The organism is Shewanella sp. BJSY2023SW005, assembly GCF_047314585.1.
Lineage (GTDB): Bacteria > Pseudomonadota > Gammaproteobacteria > Enterobacterales > Shewanellaceae > Shewanella > Shewanella algae.
Map to the genome: position 1 here is coordinate 11896 of NZ_JBKORJ010000054.1, position 15119 is coordinate 27014.

Consider the following 15119-nt stretch of genomic DNA (forward strand, 5'->3'; position numbering starts at 1 on the left):
TTATTGCTTAAGTTGAGCTCTTGGAGCCTTAGTTTTCTTTGACTCTATACTGGTTCAAACGAATATTGAGTTCGAGATCCGTGCGCAGTTTTGCCAACCGATAACTGAGGCGGGCCATCTCCTTGCCTTCGGTTAACTTTTTGGCTTGCTTGGCTCCCAAAGTATCGAGCGCATTGTAGACATTGGCCAGGGTGCGAAAGCTTCTGAGCAGTTCGCCGGCCGTCTTGGGACCTATTCCCTGGATGCCGGGGATCTTGTTGCCGCTGTCGCCGCTGAGGGCCATAAAGTCCAGCAGCTGGCTCTGTTCTATGCCGAGTTTTTGCTCCAGCGCGGCAATATCCATGGCGGCGCCATTGAAGTGATCCCACAGCAGCAAACGCGGTAATCTCAGCTGGCAAAAGCCCTTGTCGGTGGAGACGATAATCGCCTCACCACCGCGCAGGCACAACTTGCTAGCCAGGGTGGCGATAACATCATCGGCTTCCGATAGTGCATTGATGGAGCCAATCCCCGCTTCTGCCAGCGCCTGTTTCAGCGCCGGTAGGCCATCGGCCAAGGCCTGGGGCATGGGCTTGCGGCCTTTCTTGTAATCCGGATACAGGCGTTTGCGCCAGGACTCTTCATCGCCGTCCCAGACAATGGCCACATGGCTAGGGCAGTGCTGGCGAATAAGCTTCTGGCAGGCATTGCGGCTGCGCTCGGTCAGCCCTTGCATGTCGGCTTCATCCGGCTGCGCCGCATGCAGGCGGCGCACCAGATTCATACCATCAATAATCAGCAGTCGGTTCATTTCATTATTTGATAACAGGGCACATAGGCGGTGCCCGGTAACTTCATTCTTTGTTGGCTGACAAAGGCGCCCAACAGTTTATCCATCAAGGCCATCAGCTCGGGATCGCCCTTGAGCTTGAATGGACCATGACGCTCGATGTTTTTCATGGTTTCCGCCTTGACGTTGCCCGCCACTATGCCGGAAAACGCCTTGCGCAAGTTGGCCGCCAGCTCAGCCTTATTGCTCTGGAAGTGCAGGTTAAGGTTTTCCATCACTTCATGGGTGGGTACAAAGGGCAGCTGGAATTCAGGCTCTATCTTGAGGCTCCATTGGTATTGGTAGGCATCACCGGTTTGCTTGCGGTGACGTTTAACCTCTTCCATACCGGCACGCATGATGCGCGCCACCTGGGGGGCGTCGTCTATGATGATTTGGTATTTCTGCTGCGCCTGCTCGCCCAGCGTCGCGCCGATAAAGGCATCGATTTCGCGGAAGTAGGCTTCGCTTTCCTTGGGGCCGGAGAGCACCAGCGGGAAAGGAATATCGGCATTTTCGCGGTTGAGCAAAATGCCAAGCAGGTAGAGCAGCTCTTCAGCGGTGCCGGCGCCGCCGGGGAAGATGACGATACCGTGCCCCAGGCGCACAAAGGCCTCCAGGCGTTTTTCGATGTCCGGCAGAATCACCAGTTCATTGACTATCTGGTTGGGTGGCTCGGCGGCGATAATGCTCGGCTCGGTCAGGCCTATGTAACGGGCGTTATGAATACGCTGCTTGGCGTGGCCGATTGCGGCGCCCTTCATTGGCCCTTTCATGGCTCCCGGACCGCAGCCGGTACAGATATCCAGCATTCTCAGCCCCAACTGGTAGCCCACCTCTTTGGTGTATTTGTACTCGGTGTCGTTTATCGAGTGGCCGCCCCAGCAGACTACCACATTGGGATCCTGCATCGGGGTAATGGCTCTGGCGTTTCTCAGAATGTCGAACACCACGTTGGTGATATGGCTGGCGTTGGTGAGGTTGATGTGTTTCAGGCCATCGTACTTGTTGCTGACATAGATGATGTCCCTGAGCACGGCAAACAGGTGCTCCTGAATGCCGACTATGATCTGCTCATCGACAAAGGCGCTGGCCGGCGGGTTAACCAGCTCCAGCTTGATGCCACGCTCACGGCGCAGCACGTTGATTTCAAAGTCATGGAATTGGTCGAACAGTTCCTTGGCGTTGTCAGTTTGCTGCCCCGAGGCCAATACGGCTAACGAGCAGTTACGGTAGAGTTGGTAAAGGTCACTCTTGGCACTCTGTTTGAGGCGGTCTGCCTCCAGTTGCGACAGTTGATCCATACTGCCGCGGGGACTGATCCTGACTATCATGACGACTCCTTGAGCTGAAACAGGAGTCATTGCTGTCAATCTATAATGACTCTGTCACGGCTTTCATGTTTGGCTTTGTAGAGGGCCGCATCGGCGCGTTCGAAAGTTTCCTGGATGTGTTCGCCATCCAATATCTGCGCGGCCCCTATGGATACTGTAACTGTAATACGCTGATTTTTAAATTTAAAAGGAATATTTTTAATTTTTTCGCGCACTCTGTTCAATAGTTGTTCTATATCCTTGGGTGAAACATCCGGAATGATGAGAACAAACTCCTCACCGCCATAACGGGCAACAAACTCAGTGTCACGCAGGGAGTTCTTCAACGCCATGGCGATAACCTGCAGTGTCTTGTCACCTGTGGTATGGCCAAAGCTGTCGTTGATGGACTTGAAGTGATCTATGTCGGCTACCGCCAGCCACAGTGGCTGTTTGTTGCGCTGGAAGTGGCGGTATTCCTGCTCCATCCGCTCCTCCATGGCCGCACGGTTGGGCAGCTGGGTGAGGGTATCGAGCATATTGAGCTTCTGCTGCTCGAACAGCCTTTCCTTATAGGTGGTGGCTTCGCTGGAGAGGTCGCTCAGCTCTTTACGCATGGTTTCCATCGACTTGCGCAGCAGTGCTTGCTCTCTTTGCTCCAGCGCTTCCTTGCGGGCCAGGCTGGCGCGAATGGCGGCCAGTTGCTCGCTGATCTGCTGCTTGAGCTCGGTAATATCCTCAATATCCACCAATGACTCGCCAACATTGTCTACCTGGGCGTTGAGTTCACGATTCAGTTGGCTCTTGAGCTGATGGCTGCGCTGGGATTGGTTATAAGAGTCGCTGACCACTTCACGCACGGCGCTCAGGGCGTCGTTGAGGGCAAACAGAAACTCCTGTGAGGCGGTTTTTTCGCGGGCTATGTTATCCAAAAGCAGCGAGAGTATGGTTTGATAGGCTTCCAGCAGGGCATCGATATCTATCTCGGCCGAGGCCAACTGCTCCTTAATTACCAACACCTGGTCACGCTGATCTTTGCGAAACTCTATGTTGGAAATCATCTGCTCCAGCTCGTGACCCAGTTGTCTGTGCTTGGGTAGTACCGCGATGGGGGACTCAGATTCAAACTGGTTGTCCAGCAGTTGCTCGTAAAACCCCACCAGTTGCTCGACCTTGGGAATATAATCCCAGACGGTATGGAAAGGTTTGCCCAGCTCCTGCTTGAAATAGCTGACCTCTTTTTTGAGGCGCTCAGGCATGGAGTCGACTCGTTGCAGTTGGCGGCTGAACTTGCTCAGGCTGGAGCGGCCTTCTTCCAGTTGGCCCATCACATGGTGGTATTGCCCCTTGAGCAGACGCTCAACCTCGACAAGATCCGGCAACACATCATCGATACGCTCGTAGGTTCCCAGGTTATGTCTGAGCTTGGCCAGTTTATTGTCCAGCTCCAGGTTTTGCCCCTTACAGGCCAGACTGAGGTGACCAATAAACTGCAGCAATGCCTGCAGCTTGGCATTTCTGTCCTCATTCATTTCATCCAACGCGGCTTTGGTGGAATGCAATTTCTGCTTGAGTACACCTAGTTGCGACACCGTTGCGTTTGAGTCCTTCATTCCTGTAATTTTCCTTCGATGCGCGATCGAATCTATAGTCGGGTCATGAGTGGCTCGAAAACCCCACGACTCCAGTTCCAGACATTTCTAAATGGTATCGCAATCCGGCAGGAGTGCAAATCTGCCATCCAGTTGTTGTGACAAAGTTTTGTCGTTCAGATCAAATTATTGACACAGGTTCGGCTCTGGACTGCTGTTGTGACTCCGGCCAGCAGATCTTATCTTTCTCACCATTGGTCTCCACTCTTATCAGGCCGCGGATAATACTCTTTTGCAATTGCAGATAGAGCGGGGCCGAGAAGATGGCGGCCGGGGTGAAGTCCAAAGTACTGAAACCGACATAACTGCCTTGGCTGTTTTTCAGGCTGATGGCACCAGCAAGGGCCAATTGCGCCGTTTCAAACAGGACTTCCACCGACAGCTTGATATCCGGGTTACCCAGGAGCGGCAGCGGAATATAACCCAGCGCCGGTTTGAGCATCTGCCCCTGGAATTGCCAGTCACTGAGCCGGTGGTAAAGTTTGGCTGGGCCCGTGTCTTCGGCAAGGGTCAGGGCAAATAGGCCGGGTCTGAGCAGGAATACCTTGGCGCCGGTGAGGGCGGCAATCTCCTCGGCTTGCTGCACCAGTCTCGGCGCCGCCAGGCTGTTGCCCAAGGTGAAGTCAGAGTTGAATTCCTGCTCCAGAGACAATAGCGCCAGGCCTTTGGTTTTACTTGAAATACTGCCAAGCAAGGCGCGATAACCGGGCAGGCCGCTCATGGGCTCCAGTTGCATTTTCGCCTTTTGAGCCTGGTTCTTTTTCGCCATTTGTTTGCGCAATCTATACTGCTGCATCGCCAATGCCAGCAACAGCAGGCAGAGCCCCAGGCTGATTGCCAGCAGAATATTACGGGTATGCAGTGCTTCTTGTCTTTGCAGTTGATCTTGCCTGAGTTGGCCCACTTCCAGTTTCAGCTTCTGCTCTGTGACGGCGGATGAATTAACGTCCGAGGTGGTTTGCTGCTCTTTTTCCAACATGGCCTGTTGCAGTTGGATGCTTTCCTCCTGGCTTGCCAGTGCCTGCTGAAACTTACCCTGCGCCTTGTAGGCCGCGGTTTGGTAGCCAAGGGCTTCTATCTGCTCATCCGGTAATTCCAGCAACTTGGCCAGTCGCAAGGCTTCTATGGCGTGCTGCATGGTCAAAGGCCAATCCTCCATGGCCTGGCCCACCTCGGCTATCAGCATCTCGTTATAAACCAGGTAGTGGTTGCTCTTTCTGTCCTTGAATATTTCGTTGGCCTGGAACAGGTAGTCGAGCGCGACCTGATAGTCGTTCAAATGGAAATAAGCCTCGCCCAGGTTGTGGAAATTCAGCCCCTGGGCGATGAAGTTCTTCAGCTCGGCATCTATCTGCTGGGCATTGAGGTAGTAGTCAATCGCCTTGTTCCACTCGCCTGTGTTGCCATACACCATGGCGATAACCGTCATCGTATGGGACAGGAAAGAGCCGGAACCCATGGCTTTATATGCGTCGGCGGCGCCGTGGGCGTATTCCAGCGCTTCATCCCACTGTTCCATGTCCCGGTACAGTTTGGCCAGGTTCAGCTGCAGCAGTGCCTTTTGATTGGGATGGTTGTAACGGCTGGCCAAACGGAAGGCCTCGGTATAGTGCTGCAGCGACTTGGTGCGCTGGCCGTTGATATTGTAATACTTGCCCAAAGCCGCTTCGGCATTGGCTATCAGGTAGTCATTGCGCAGCCGGTAGGCGGTATCTCTGAGCAGGTTGTAGGCGTTCAGAGACGGAATGGCCTGTTTGGCTATCAGGTTAACTGTACCCAGATCTTCGTAGATGACATACCTGAGCAGTTGGCTGCGTTTGTCCTGGGCATCGCCCAACTGCTCGAGCGCCTGCTGATTGAGGGCGACGGTTTGTTCATACTGTTGGTCGACCCGGCCGAGATAACGGCCTTCAAGATTATAGAGGGCGGCTTTTTCATAGTCGCTGCGGGCGATGATCTTCAACTGCTCAATGATATCTTGTGCCTGTTCCAGCCGCCCGGGAACCAGCACTTGGGCATCCAGATCCAGCCGAGCCAGCAGAATGAGTTTGTCCATCAGCTGATCCGGGGCAAAACCCACTTCCAATGCGCTGGACTGAAACTGTTCAAGCGAAGGGTATTGCAACGACTCGGGCAGTGAACTGACCACAGTGCTGTGGAGCTGCCTGGGCTGCTCCCTGAAACTTATCTCTATATCATCCAGTTCGTCGGCGTGCGCCAGACCCACAAGCAGCATGGATGCGATGAACATAACCCTGAAAAAGTACATATATTTGCCTCTGTCCCATTCTGCGGGGACTTAATTGTTAGCTTTTATTAGCAACGGGTGAGGTGACCGCCCCGAATTGTTATACTCGGCCGATTTTATAACAACAATGACATAAGAAGGAATTACGAGTGAAATCCGCTGTTTTGTCAATCATATCTTACTCTTCCCTACTGACAACACTGGGCATGGCATCTTCAGCCTGGGCTGACGTCGATTATCAGATAGATCTTAAAAGCCCGGAACATCATCTGGCTCAGGTCAAGGTCACTTTCCCGCAACATTCAGGGCAACAGCTCAAGGTCAATCTGCCGGTTTGGCGTACCGGCAAGTATCAGGTATTACCGCTGGCGGACGGGGTTCGCCGTTTTCATGCCACGGACGAGCAGGGCAACAGCCTGCCTTGGAAGCGCAGTGCCAGCGGTGAATGGACCGTGGTTTTGTCCAAGCCAACAGCGGTCACCGTCAGCTATCAACTCTATGCCAACGAATTGGGGCAAAGAGTCAGGCATATTGATGCCAGCCACGCTTTTCTGGATGCCAGCGGCGTATTCATGTACAGCCCCGAGTTTCGCCAAGAGCCGCTCAAGGTAACACTGGATGTGCCGGCCGACTGGCGCAGTTACTCAGGAATGGCAGCAGCGGATAAGCCCCATTCGTTTGTGGCCGCCAACTATGATGTATTGGTCGACTCGCCGATTGAAACCGGGCTCAGTCAGCACCGCGCCTTCAAGGCCGATGGCAAACAATATGAGCTGGTGGTCTGGGGCGAGGGTAACTATGACCTGGAGCAGATAGAAGCCGATCTCGGTAAGTTATCCGGTACGGCGGCGGCCATTTGGGATGACTATCCCTTCGAGCGTTATGTTTATATGGTGCACGCCACTTCGGGGGCCCGCGGTGCCACCGAGCATTTGAACTCAACCATTATCCAGTTGCCGAGATTCAACTTCCGTGAGCGCCAGGATTACCTGCGTTTTATCAGCACGGCTTCCCATGAGTTTATTCATACCTGGAACGTCAAGGCCTATCGACCGGAGGGACTGGTGCCCTACGACTATCAGCAGGAGAATATGACAGAGCTTTTATGGATGGCGGAAGGCTCTACCAGCTATTTTCAAAACCAGTTGTTGCTGCGTGCCGGGATCATGACGCCGAAAGAGTTTATGGAGGACCTGGCCAAGCGGGTTAATGCCAATCAACATAAACCGGGGCGGGAAATTCAGTCGGTGGCAGAGGCCAGTGCCGGTGAATGGGTCAGCACAGGCGGCGATTACGCCATCAACCACAGTGTGAACATCTACTCCGAAGGTTATCTGACTTCGCTGGCACTGGACTTCTCACTGTTGCAGGACACAGACAAAGAGGTGTCTTACCGGGATGTGCACAGGAGTCTTTATCGTGAGCATAAGGTACCCAAGGGATACAATGTCACGGATGTGAAGCGTATTTTGAAAAGTTTATCCGGCAAGGACTATGAGTCTTGGTGGCAAAGCCATGTCAATGCCCCCTTGGTGCTGGACTTTGACAAACTGCTGCGTCAGGCAGGGCTTAAGACCGCCTACGGCCAAGACAGTAAGGAGCAAGCCTTTGCCGGTATGACACTCAGTTCCGGCTCTTTGGTGTTGCAAAGTGTTGAGCGAGGTGGCCCAGCTTGGCAGGCGGGCATAGTCGCCGGCGATCAGTTGTTGGCTATCAATGGCTTGAAAGTCAGCGCCGAAGGTTACGCCAAACGTTTGGCCGACTTTAAGGCGGGTGATGAGTTAACTGTGACCCTATTCCACGACGATAAGCTCATAGAGCGGCGTGTGACTTTGGCCTCAGAGCAATCCGGCAAGCTGCAAATTAAGCCCCAGGAAAGAGTCAGCCGCGCCCAGAAAGCCTTCTTCAAGGCCTGGCTCGGCATAGACTGGCCGTTTGACGCTCAGGGTAACTATAAGTCCTGAGTTTGATTGTCCCGAAAACGCCGGCGTATCTTCAGGTGCGCCGGCGTTTTTTATGGCGCTTATTTTATCTCAGCGCAGGGGACTTCTGCCCGGGAGCTTGCAGACAGAAGCCGAGGCAGACCCAGGCTCAGTAATCCCAGTAGCGCAATCAGCATGGCAATCCAGATGGGAGCATAGAGGTTGGCTCCCCGGGCGAGCGCATAGCCGCTGATAAAACTGCCTCCCATGACACCCAGGGTGATAACCGAAGTATGCACAGTATTAACCAGTGCCCGGCTGCCCTGGGGAAGCTGCATCAGACGGCTCACCATGGCGGGGTTCATGCTGACACCACTAAAACCTATTCCCAGTACCGCCACCGCTGCCAATAGTGGGTACTCACTGCCTTGGGCCAGCAGCAACAGGAATAACGCCTGCAGCAGCAATCCCAGCGCCTGGAGTGTTAAGTCGTTGCGGCCACAGAAGCGGGACACCAAATGATTGCCCAGCAACATACTCAAGCCATAACCAAAGAGTAACAGGGTGATAGTTTGACTACTGAAACCCGCCAGCTCGGACAGAATGGGGACAAAATAGCTGAACGCAGCATAAGTGGTACCGATAATACAGAAACTGGTGGCATAGATGGCCCAGAGTCTGGCGCTGGCAAAAGCCTTGAGTTCCTCCTTGAGTGGCAGTGGCGGCTGGGAAGGCAGTGAAGGCAAGAAGCGAACACTGAGCAGTGCGGCCATTAAGCCGCAGAGCCAGACCAGAAAGAACCCAGTGCGCCAACCAAAATACTCGGCACTGAGGCTGGCCATAGGCAGGCCCAGTATAGTGCCGAGCATGATCCCGGCCAAGAGCACTGCGATGGCGCGCATTTTTTGCGCTTCGGGTACCAGCTCGCCGACTCGGCCGACCGTGATCCCAAAGAAAGCGCCTGCAGCTGCGCCTATGATGATCCGGGTGACCACAAGCAGCCAATAGTCCTGCGCCATAATCGCAACCCCTTGGGCCAGTAAAAACAGACTGTAGAGAATGAGCAGGGCCTGTTTCGGCGGCCGGCCGGATAGGCAGAGGGTTAACACGGGACCGGCCAGCGCCATGGCGCCGGCGTAAAAGGAGACCAGATAACCCACTTCGGAAACCGACAGGGAAAGTGAGGCGGACAACTGTGGCATCATTCCGAGCACCTGCAGCTCGCAGCTGATAAGGCTGAATATACCCAGTGCCAGCAGGTAGATAGAAAAAGGCAGTGACTTTGACATGATTTTTTGGCTGAAAGATTTAAGGTGGTTGCAGTATTACTTATGATTTAAGTTTGATAAATTTCATAAATTCCTTTTAGAAATGAATAAAGTCATGGATCTTAATGCGGTGCGTCAATTTATCAAGGTGGCGGAATGTCTGAGCTTTACCGAAGCCGCGGTGCAGCTGGGACTGACTCAGTCGGGACTGTCCCGGGCTGTCAGTCGCCTGGAGCAACAACTGGGAGTCAGACTACTGCACAGAAATACCCGCAGCCTGAGCCTCACCCCAGATGGACAACTGTTTCTCGCCCGCTGCGCGCCACTGGTTTCCGGGCTCGAAGAAGCCAGGATTTCGCTGCAGGAAAATCTATGTCTGCCCAAGGGATTGCTGAAGATCAGCGCCCCATCGGCCTTTGGTCGAGTCGTGGTATTACCCATAGTGTCAGGTCTGTTGGCCCGTTACCCTGAGCTCAAGATAGAGATGGAACTGACCGACAGGTTGGTGGATCTGGTTGATGAAGGATTCGATGCCGTCATCCGCACGGGTGAAATCAAGGACTCACGCTTGATTGCCAGACCGCTGAAGGCACTTGAATGGGCGACCTTGGCTTCGCCCGGGTATCTGGCCTCTCACGGCGTACCCGATACGCCCGCCGCGCTGAGGCAGCATAATTGTTTGCGGGTGCGAAGTCCGCTGAGCGGTAAACCTGTCAGTTGGCGTTTCTGTGAGGCTGGCAATCAACTGGAGTATGATTTTGACGGCAACCTGATACTCGATCACGGTGACCCTTTGCTGGAAGCGGCCTGCCTGGACACGGGGGTGGTACAACTGATGCGTTATTTTGTTGATGATGCACTGCAGCAAGGCAAATTGCAGGAAATCCTCCCAACCTATGCACCTCGGCCTCATCCTCTTTTTCTGGTTTATCAACCCTCAAGGCAGCACTCTGCCAAACTCGAGGTGTTGCGGCAGGCACTGCTTGAGCAGTGGGGCGGTTAGCTGGAGACAGAAAAGGCGCCATCAGGCGCCTTTTTACTTGGAGATAGCGATTACAGGCTGTCTTCAACGCCGCCCAGGGCGTCGACCAGTGCCAGCATCAGCGCAACCAGTTCGCTGCTCATCAGCTCAAAGTCGGCGTCCAGTTTGGCCAGCGGATCCTCACCGGCAACATCATCGGTGGCGGCGCGGAACTCTTCCGAGAACTTGAGGCGACGCAGTCCGGCATCGGATTGCAGCACAAAGGCGATGGACTGACCGAAGTGCAGTGCCAGTTTATGCACCTGCTTGCCGGTTTCCAGGTGAGCCAGTACTTCCTCTTCGCCCAGATCCTGCTGCTTGAAGCGCACGGTTGCGCCATCATCGGCGGCAGACTTGAGCTCGGCTTCATCCTGAATGGTGAAGGGGGCAGGGGCATTGCCTTGCTTGAGCCATTCGGTCATTTGCACTTCAATCGGTGTCTTGGTGCTCATTGGTACCACAGGCAGGCTGCCGAGCGCCTTACGCAGCAAGGCCAGCAGTTCTTCGGCCTTGGCGGCGCTGGAGCTGTCTACCAGGATCAGTTGCTCATCCAGCAGCAACAGTGCCTTGATTTGGCTGCGACGAGAGAAGGCTCTTGGCAACAGAGTGGTGGTGATTTCATCCTTGAGCGCATCTTTCTCTTTCTTGGTCAGCTTGCGGTTTTCTTCCTCTTCCAGCAGCGACACCTTTTCTTCCAGCGCTTCTTTGATGACCTGAGAAGGCAGCAGCTTCTCCTCTTTGGTGGCACAGATAAGGTGGCGGTTGTTGGCGCTGTGAACCAGGGTGTGCCCCAGTTTGCCCAAAGCCTTGGAAAAACCGAACTTGCTGATGTCCTGACTGGAGCAGGGAGAAAAGGTGAAGCCCTCAAGGGCCGTCTCCAGTGCCTCTATATCGGTGGAAAATGGTTTGTTGAAACGATATACGGTGAGATTTTTAAACCACATGACAGGCGCTCTTTGAAAAATAAAGCCGCAGTGTAAGGCATGAATTCCTCTAGGTAAACCCGCCCTGCTAGCACAGATTTTTTCGCTCTGGGCAGATTTAACCAAAATGTCATATAGCCCTTCGCTTGCCGCGAGGCCCTGTGGTGACGGGCTTTTACCTGTGGCTGGGCTGGTCTTTGATGCCAATGAAGCCAACAGGTTAAAAGATGAAATAAAACTGCAACAGACTCGTTGCACACTTTCGCTCGTTCCAAACCAATAACCAAGACGAAGAGAACGTCGAAAGGAATTAATGATGAACGCATTTTGCAAAACACTACTCGCTTCAGCTATCGCTTCAGTCTCTCTGGCCTCTGCCCATGCAGCCGAGCCGCTGACCGTTTACGGCAAGCTGAATGTTACTGTTCAGTCCAACGACGAGGCCGGTGCTGACGATTCTGAAACCACGGTTCAGAGCAATGCCTCTCGTTTTGGCGTGAAGGGCGAATTCGATCTGGGTAACAACCTGGCAGCATTCTACACAGTGGAATACGAAGTAGACACAGGCGATGATGCCAAAGACAACTTCCTGGCCCGTAACCAGTTTGTTGGTTTGAAGGGTAACTTCGGTGCCATCTCTGTGGGTCGTAACGACACCATGCTGAAAGTGTCTCAAGGTAAAGTGGACCAGTTCAACGACCTGTCAGGCGACCTCAAGAGCCTGTTCAAGGGTGAAAACCGTATCGAGCAAACAGTGACTTACTTGTCGCCTTCATTCGGTGGTTTTAAAGTTGGTGCCACTTACGCTGCCGAAGCCGCCAAGTCACAAGACGGTGAAGATGGTTTCTCGGTAGCCGCCATGTACGGTGACAAGGATCTGAAAAAGAGTGCAGTATTCGCCTCTGTTGCCTACGACTCTGAAGTTAAGGGCTACGATGTTCTGCGCGCCACAGTACAGGCCAAGCTGGCCAACTTCATCCTGGGCGGTATGTACCAGCAGGAAGAAAAGTCAGTAGACGGTGACAGCAAGAACGGTTACCTGCTGAGTGCGGCTTACAAGATTGACGCAGTGACCCTCAAAGGTCAGTGGCAGGACATGGAAGACAAGGGTGATTCCTGGTCTATCGGTGCCGACTACAAGCTGGGTAAGCCTACCAAGCTGTTTGCCTTCTACACCAATCGCTCCATGGAAGATATGGACGATGATGACAAGTACATAGGTGTTGGTTTGGAACACAAGTTCTAAACGACCACAGCTGCAGCGAAGGAGGCCTTGGGCCTCCTTTTTGTTTGCACTGTTTGTAGGCAGGAGGCGTATGGAGGTAGCTCTTTGTCGCGCTGCTGTTGGCTTTTGCCTCCGGCCTTTGCCTCTGGCCTTTGCGGATGAATCCAGCGAGCTCAGCCGAACGGCTCTTGGACGTGTTCCTGCAGTGTGAAAACAGTAGTCTGGAAATTGTGTCAGTGCCGTATCCCTGAAAGATAATTCGTGCCCGGCCTAACAGGGAGCCGCGGCAGTACTTGGTTAAGTTAAGGCTAACTTATTGTTTGTTGTAGACTTGTAATCTAAATTCAGCTGCAGTGAGATTGTTGCTCATGGCGGTCAATAACGGCTCTTTGGTAAGCTTTTCATTCCAGTTTCAAGTGTTTAATCGGGAAAATTGTGACAAAATAGCGGCGTTAAAGGTGTCAGAGTCGGCCCTTTTCATAATTTTGTAATAAAACTGTCCAATAATGGCCACGTGGAAATTCACTGACAGAAACCGTTATGACTGCAAGGATTTTAATAGTAGAAGATGAGTTGGCTATCCGTGAGATGCTGACTTTTGTTATGGAACAACACGGGTACACCACCAGTGCCGCCGAGGACTTTGACTCTGCGCTGGCACTGCTTAAGGAACCTTATCCGGATCTTATTCTGCTGGACTGGATGTTTCCCGGTGGCAGCGGTATTCAGTTTGCCAAGCGATTGAAGCAAGATGAATTTACCCGCCAGATCCCTATTATCATGCTCACCGCCCGCGGCGAGGAAGAGGACAAGGTCAAAGGCCTGGAAGTGGGCGCCGATGACTATATTACCAAGCCGTTTTCCCCCAAGGAGCTGGTGGCACGCATCAAGGCGGTTCTCAGACGCGCCGCGCCAACCCGGCTGGAAGAAACCATAGACGTGCAGGGCCTGACCCTGGATCCTGTCAGCCACAGGGTCACAGTGGGGGATTCTGTGCTGGAGATGGGGCCGACCGAGTTTCGTTTGCTGCACTTCTTTATGACTCACCCGGAACGGGTCTACAGCCGTGAGCAGCTGCTGGACAATGTCTGGGGCACCAATGTCTATGTCGAAGACAGAACCGTGGATGTGCATATTCGTCGCTTAAGGAAAGCCGTGGAGCTGTCCGGGCACGATAAACTGATCCAAACGGTTCGCGGCGCAGGTTACCGCTTCTCTACCCGTATCTAGCGGGGTAACAATGGGCATTGGCCGGGTTTTGCGTTATCTTGTGCAGCCATCGGCCTTTTGCCTGGGCATTTTCTATGTTTGATTCCTATTCGGGTTATCGGCTGTTTTCCCGTTTGATGCTGTACCTGGCGGCTTGTTTGCTGCTTGGGTTGCTGCTTGGTCAGTTGCTCTTGGTACTGTGTCTGGGCGCTTTTCTATTATTGGGTTGGCACTATCGCCAGCTTATCCGGCTCAATTACTGGTTGTGGCGCGATCGCCGCTTAACGCCGCCGCAGGGCAGTGGCAGTTGGGAAGGGGTGTTCAACGGCATCTATCGCCTGCAGGGTAAAAACCGCAAGCGAGTGAGTCAGTTGGCCGGGCTGTTGGGAAGGTTTCGCCAGGGGGCCGAAGCACTTCCCGATGCGGCCGTGGTACTCGATTCAGAGCACAATATTCTCTGGTGTAACAAGTTAGCGCAGCTGTTGCTTGGCTTTGTCTGGCCGCAGGATAATGGTCAGCGAATAGATAACCTTATCCGGCATCCCGACTTTTCGGCCTATTTGAAGAAGGGCCATTACAAGGAGCCGCTGGAGCTGCCGTCCCCGGTTTCGGATAAGCGTCTGCTGGAAGTGCGTTTGATGGCCTATGGCGACAGGCAGCTGTTGCTGATCGCCCGGGATATCACCCGGGTTAGGCAACTTGAGGGAATGCGCAAGGAGTTTGTTGCCAACGTCTCCCATGAGCTGAAGACACCACTCACTGTGCTGCAGGGGTATCTTGAGATGATGCAAAGCATGGCCGAACCCGACTCCCCCAATGTCAAGGCGCTGGAGCTGATGCAGCAGCAGACAGGTAGGATGCAGTCCATGGTGGAGCAGCTGTTGGCTTTGTCGCGGATAGAAGATGCCGCCGATATCAACCTGGAACACACTGTGGATATGCAGCAGTTGATGACCACCTTAAAAGAGGAGGGCGAAGCGCTCTCCCGTGGTCGCTACCAACTGAGTTTCTATGCCGAACCAGGACTCAATACCCATGGCAATGAGTTGCAGCTGCGCAGTGCCTGCTCCAACCTGTTGTCCAACGCCATACGCTACACTGAGCCGGGCGGCAGTATTGAGGTGCGCTGGCAACGGGTGGCAACCGGCGCCATGTTCAGTGTTAAAGACAGTGGTGAAGGTATTGCACCGCAGCATATCAGTCGTCTGACCGAACGCTTCTATCGGGTCGACAGTGCCCGCTCGCGGCAAACCGGTGGCAGTGGTCTGGGGCTGGCGATAGTGAAACACGCCCTCAGCCATCACCACAGCGAACTCAAGGTGGCCAGTGAGCTTGGCAAGGGCAGTACCTTCAGCTTTGTGATCCCGCAGCATCTTCTGGAGCAGCAAGCTTCCTGACGCGTTTGACTGCATTAACCCTATTAAGGAGCCTTTGGCTCCTTTTTGCTGTCTAGCGGGAAGAGGTAGGCTTTGTGCACTCTTTTTCAAGCCTGTGGCAAATGGCAATCTCACGGTCATGATTAAGCAAAGG

At 53.7% G+C, this 15119-nt stretch carries 11 protein-coding genes; 5 read left to right on the forward strand and 6 right to left on the reverse strand.

The genetic code is table 11. The annotated features are described in order from the left end of the window. Positions 1–28 precede the first annotated feature (28 nt). The 4 genes from xni to ACMHXI_RS17345 all read right to left on the reverse strand — a co-directional run bounded on the left by xni (position 29) and on the right by ACMHXI_RS17345 (position 6042). Positions 29–790, reverse strand: a complete 762-nt coding sequence (xni, locus tag ACMHXI_RS17330; protein ID WP_101059815.1) for a flap endonuclease Xni — start codon at positions 788–790, stop codon at positions 29–31. Then, positions 787–2142 (reverse strand): nucleotide 5'-monophosphate nucleosidase PpnN, encoded by a 1356-nt coding sequence (gene ppnN, locus ACMHXI_RS17335; RefSeq protein ID WP_025011997.1) that lies wholly within the window; start codon positions 2140–2142, stop codon positions 787–789. Before ppnN ends, xni begins: the two co-directional genes overlap by 4 nt. Positions 2143–2177: 35 nt before the next feature. Further along, a complete protein-coding gene (locus ACMHXI_RS17340; protein WP_101059814.1) occupies positions 2178–3734 on the reverse strand; it encodes a sensor domain-containing diguanylate cyclase in 1557 nt (518 codons plus the stop codon). A 160-nt stretch (positions 3735–3894) separates the two neighbouring features. Beyond that, positions 3895–6042, reverse strand: coding sequence for a tetratricopeptide repeat protein (locus tag ACMHXI_RS17345; RefSeq protein WP_101059813.1), 2148 nt, complete (start codon positions 6040–6042; stop codon positions 3895–3897). A 128-nt stretch (positions 6043–6170) separates the two neighbouring features. Between ACMHXI_RS17345 and ACMHXI_RS17350 the strand changes: the two genes are divergently transcribed. Then, entirely contained in the window at positions 6171–7985 is a 1815-nt protein-coding gene (locus tag ACMHXI_RS17350) for a M61 family metallopeptidase (RefSeq protein ID WP_370628870.1), read from the forward strand. Positions 7986–8044: 59 nt separating this feature from the next. Here the strand turns inward: ACMHXI_RS17350 and ACMHXI_RS17355 are convergent, their stop codons facing one another. Further along, positions 8045–9232 (reverse strand): MFS transporter, encoded by a 1188-nt coding sequence (locus tag ACMHXI_RS17355; protein WP_051547198.1) that lies wholly within the window; start codon positions 9230–9232, stop codon positions 8045–8047. 94 nt (positions 9233–9326) lie between these two features. Between ACMHXI_RS17355 and ACMHXI_RS17360 the strand changes: the two genes are divergently transcribed. Continuing rightward, positions 9327–10214, forward strand: a complete 888-nt coding sequence (locus ACMHXI_RS17360) for a LysR family transcriptional regulator (protein ID WP_109248750.1) — start codon at positions 9327–9329, stop codon at positions 10212–10214. A 50-nt stretch (positions 10215–10264) separates the two neighbouring features. Here the strand turns inward: ACMHXI_RS17360 and rdgC are convergent, their stop codons facing one another. After that, positions 10265–11176 (reverse strand): recombination-associated protein RdgC, encoded by a 912-nt coding sequence (rdgC, locus tag ACMHXI_RS17365; protein WP_025889123.1) that lies wholly within the window; start codon positions 11174–11176, stop codon positions 10265–10267. Between the two features lie 292 nt (positions 11177–11468). Between rdgC and ACMHXI_RS17370 the strand changes: the two genes are divergently transcribed. From ACMHXI_RS17370 to phoR, 3 genes are all read left to right on the forward strand, one after another. After that, positions 11469–12401, forward strand: a complete 933-nt coding sequence (locus ACMHXI_RS17370; RefSeq protein ID WP_025889124.1) for a porin — start codon at positions 11469–11471, stop codon at positions 12399–12401. 519 nt (positions 12402–12920) lie between these two features. Further along, on the forward strand, positions 12921–13610 hold the full coding sequence (gene phoB, locus ACMHXI_RS17375; RefSeq protein WP_025011640.1) for a phosphate regulon transcriptional regulator PhoB: 690 nt from the start codon (positions 12921–12923) through the stop codon (positions 13608–13610). A gap of 74 nt (positions 13611–13684) precedes the next feature. Then, entirely contained in the window at positions 13685–14986 is a 1302-nt protein-coding gene (gene phoR, locus ACMHXI_RS17380) for a phosphate regulon sensor histidine kinase PhoR (protein ID WP_093983585.1), read from the forward strand. The last annotated feature ends 133 nt before the right edge of the window (positions 14987–15119 follow it).

Excerpts from the sequence above, each read along its gene's own strand:
- ACMHXI_RS17345 (WP_101059813.1), bottom strand. The coding sequence starts at position 6,042 with ATGTACTTTTTCAGGGTTATGTTCATCGCATCCATGCTGCTTGTGGGT.
- ACMHXI_RS17370 (WP_025889124.1), top strand. The coding sequence starts at position 11,469 with ATGATGAACGCATTTTGCAAAACACTACTCGCTTCAGCTATCGCTTCA.
- ACMHXI_RS17355 (WP_051547198.1), bottom strand. The coding sequence starts at position 9,232 with ATGTCAAAGTCACTGCCTTTTTCTATCTACCTGCTGGCACTGGGTATA.
- ppnN (WP_025011997.1), bottom strand. The coding sequence starts at position 2,142 with ATGATAGTCAGGATCAGTCCCCGCGGCAGTATGGATCAACTGTCGCAA.
- phoB (WP_025011640.1), top strand. The coding sequence starts at position 12,921 with ATGACTGCAAGGATTTTAATAGTAGAAGATGAGTTGGCTATCCGTGAG.
- rdgC (WP_025889123.1), bottom strand. The coding sequence starts at position 11,176 with ATGTGGTTTAAAAATCTCACCGTATATCGTTTCAACAAACCATTTTCC.
- xni (WP_101059815.1), bottom strand. The coding sequence starts at position 790 with ATGAACCGACTGCTGATTATTGATGGTATGAATCTGGTGCGCCGCCTG.
- phoR (WP_093983585.1), top strand. The coding sequence starts at position 13,685 with ATGTTTGATTCCTATTCGGGTTATCGGCTGTTTTCCCGTTTGATGCTG.
- ACMHXI_RS17360 (WP_109248750.1), top strand. The coding sequence starts at position 9,327 with ATGGATCTTAATGCGGTGCGTCAATTTATCAAGGTGGCGGAATGTCTG.
- ACMHXI_RS17340 (WP_101059814.1), bottom strand. The coding sequence starts at position 3,734 with ATGAAGGACTCAAACGCAACGGTGTCGCAACTAGGTGTACTCAAGCAG.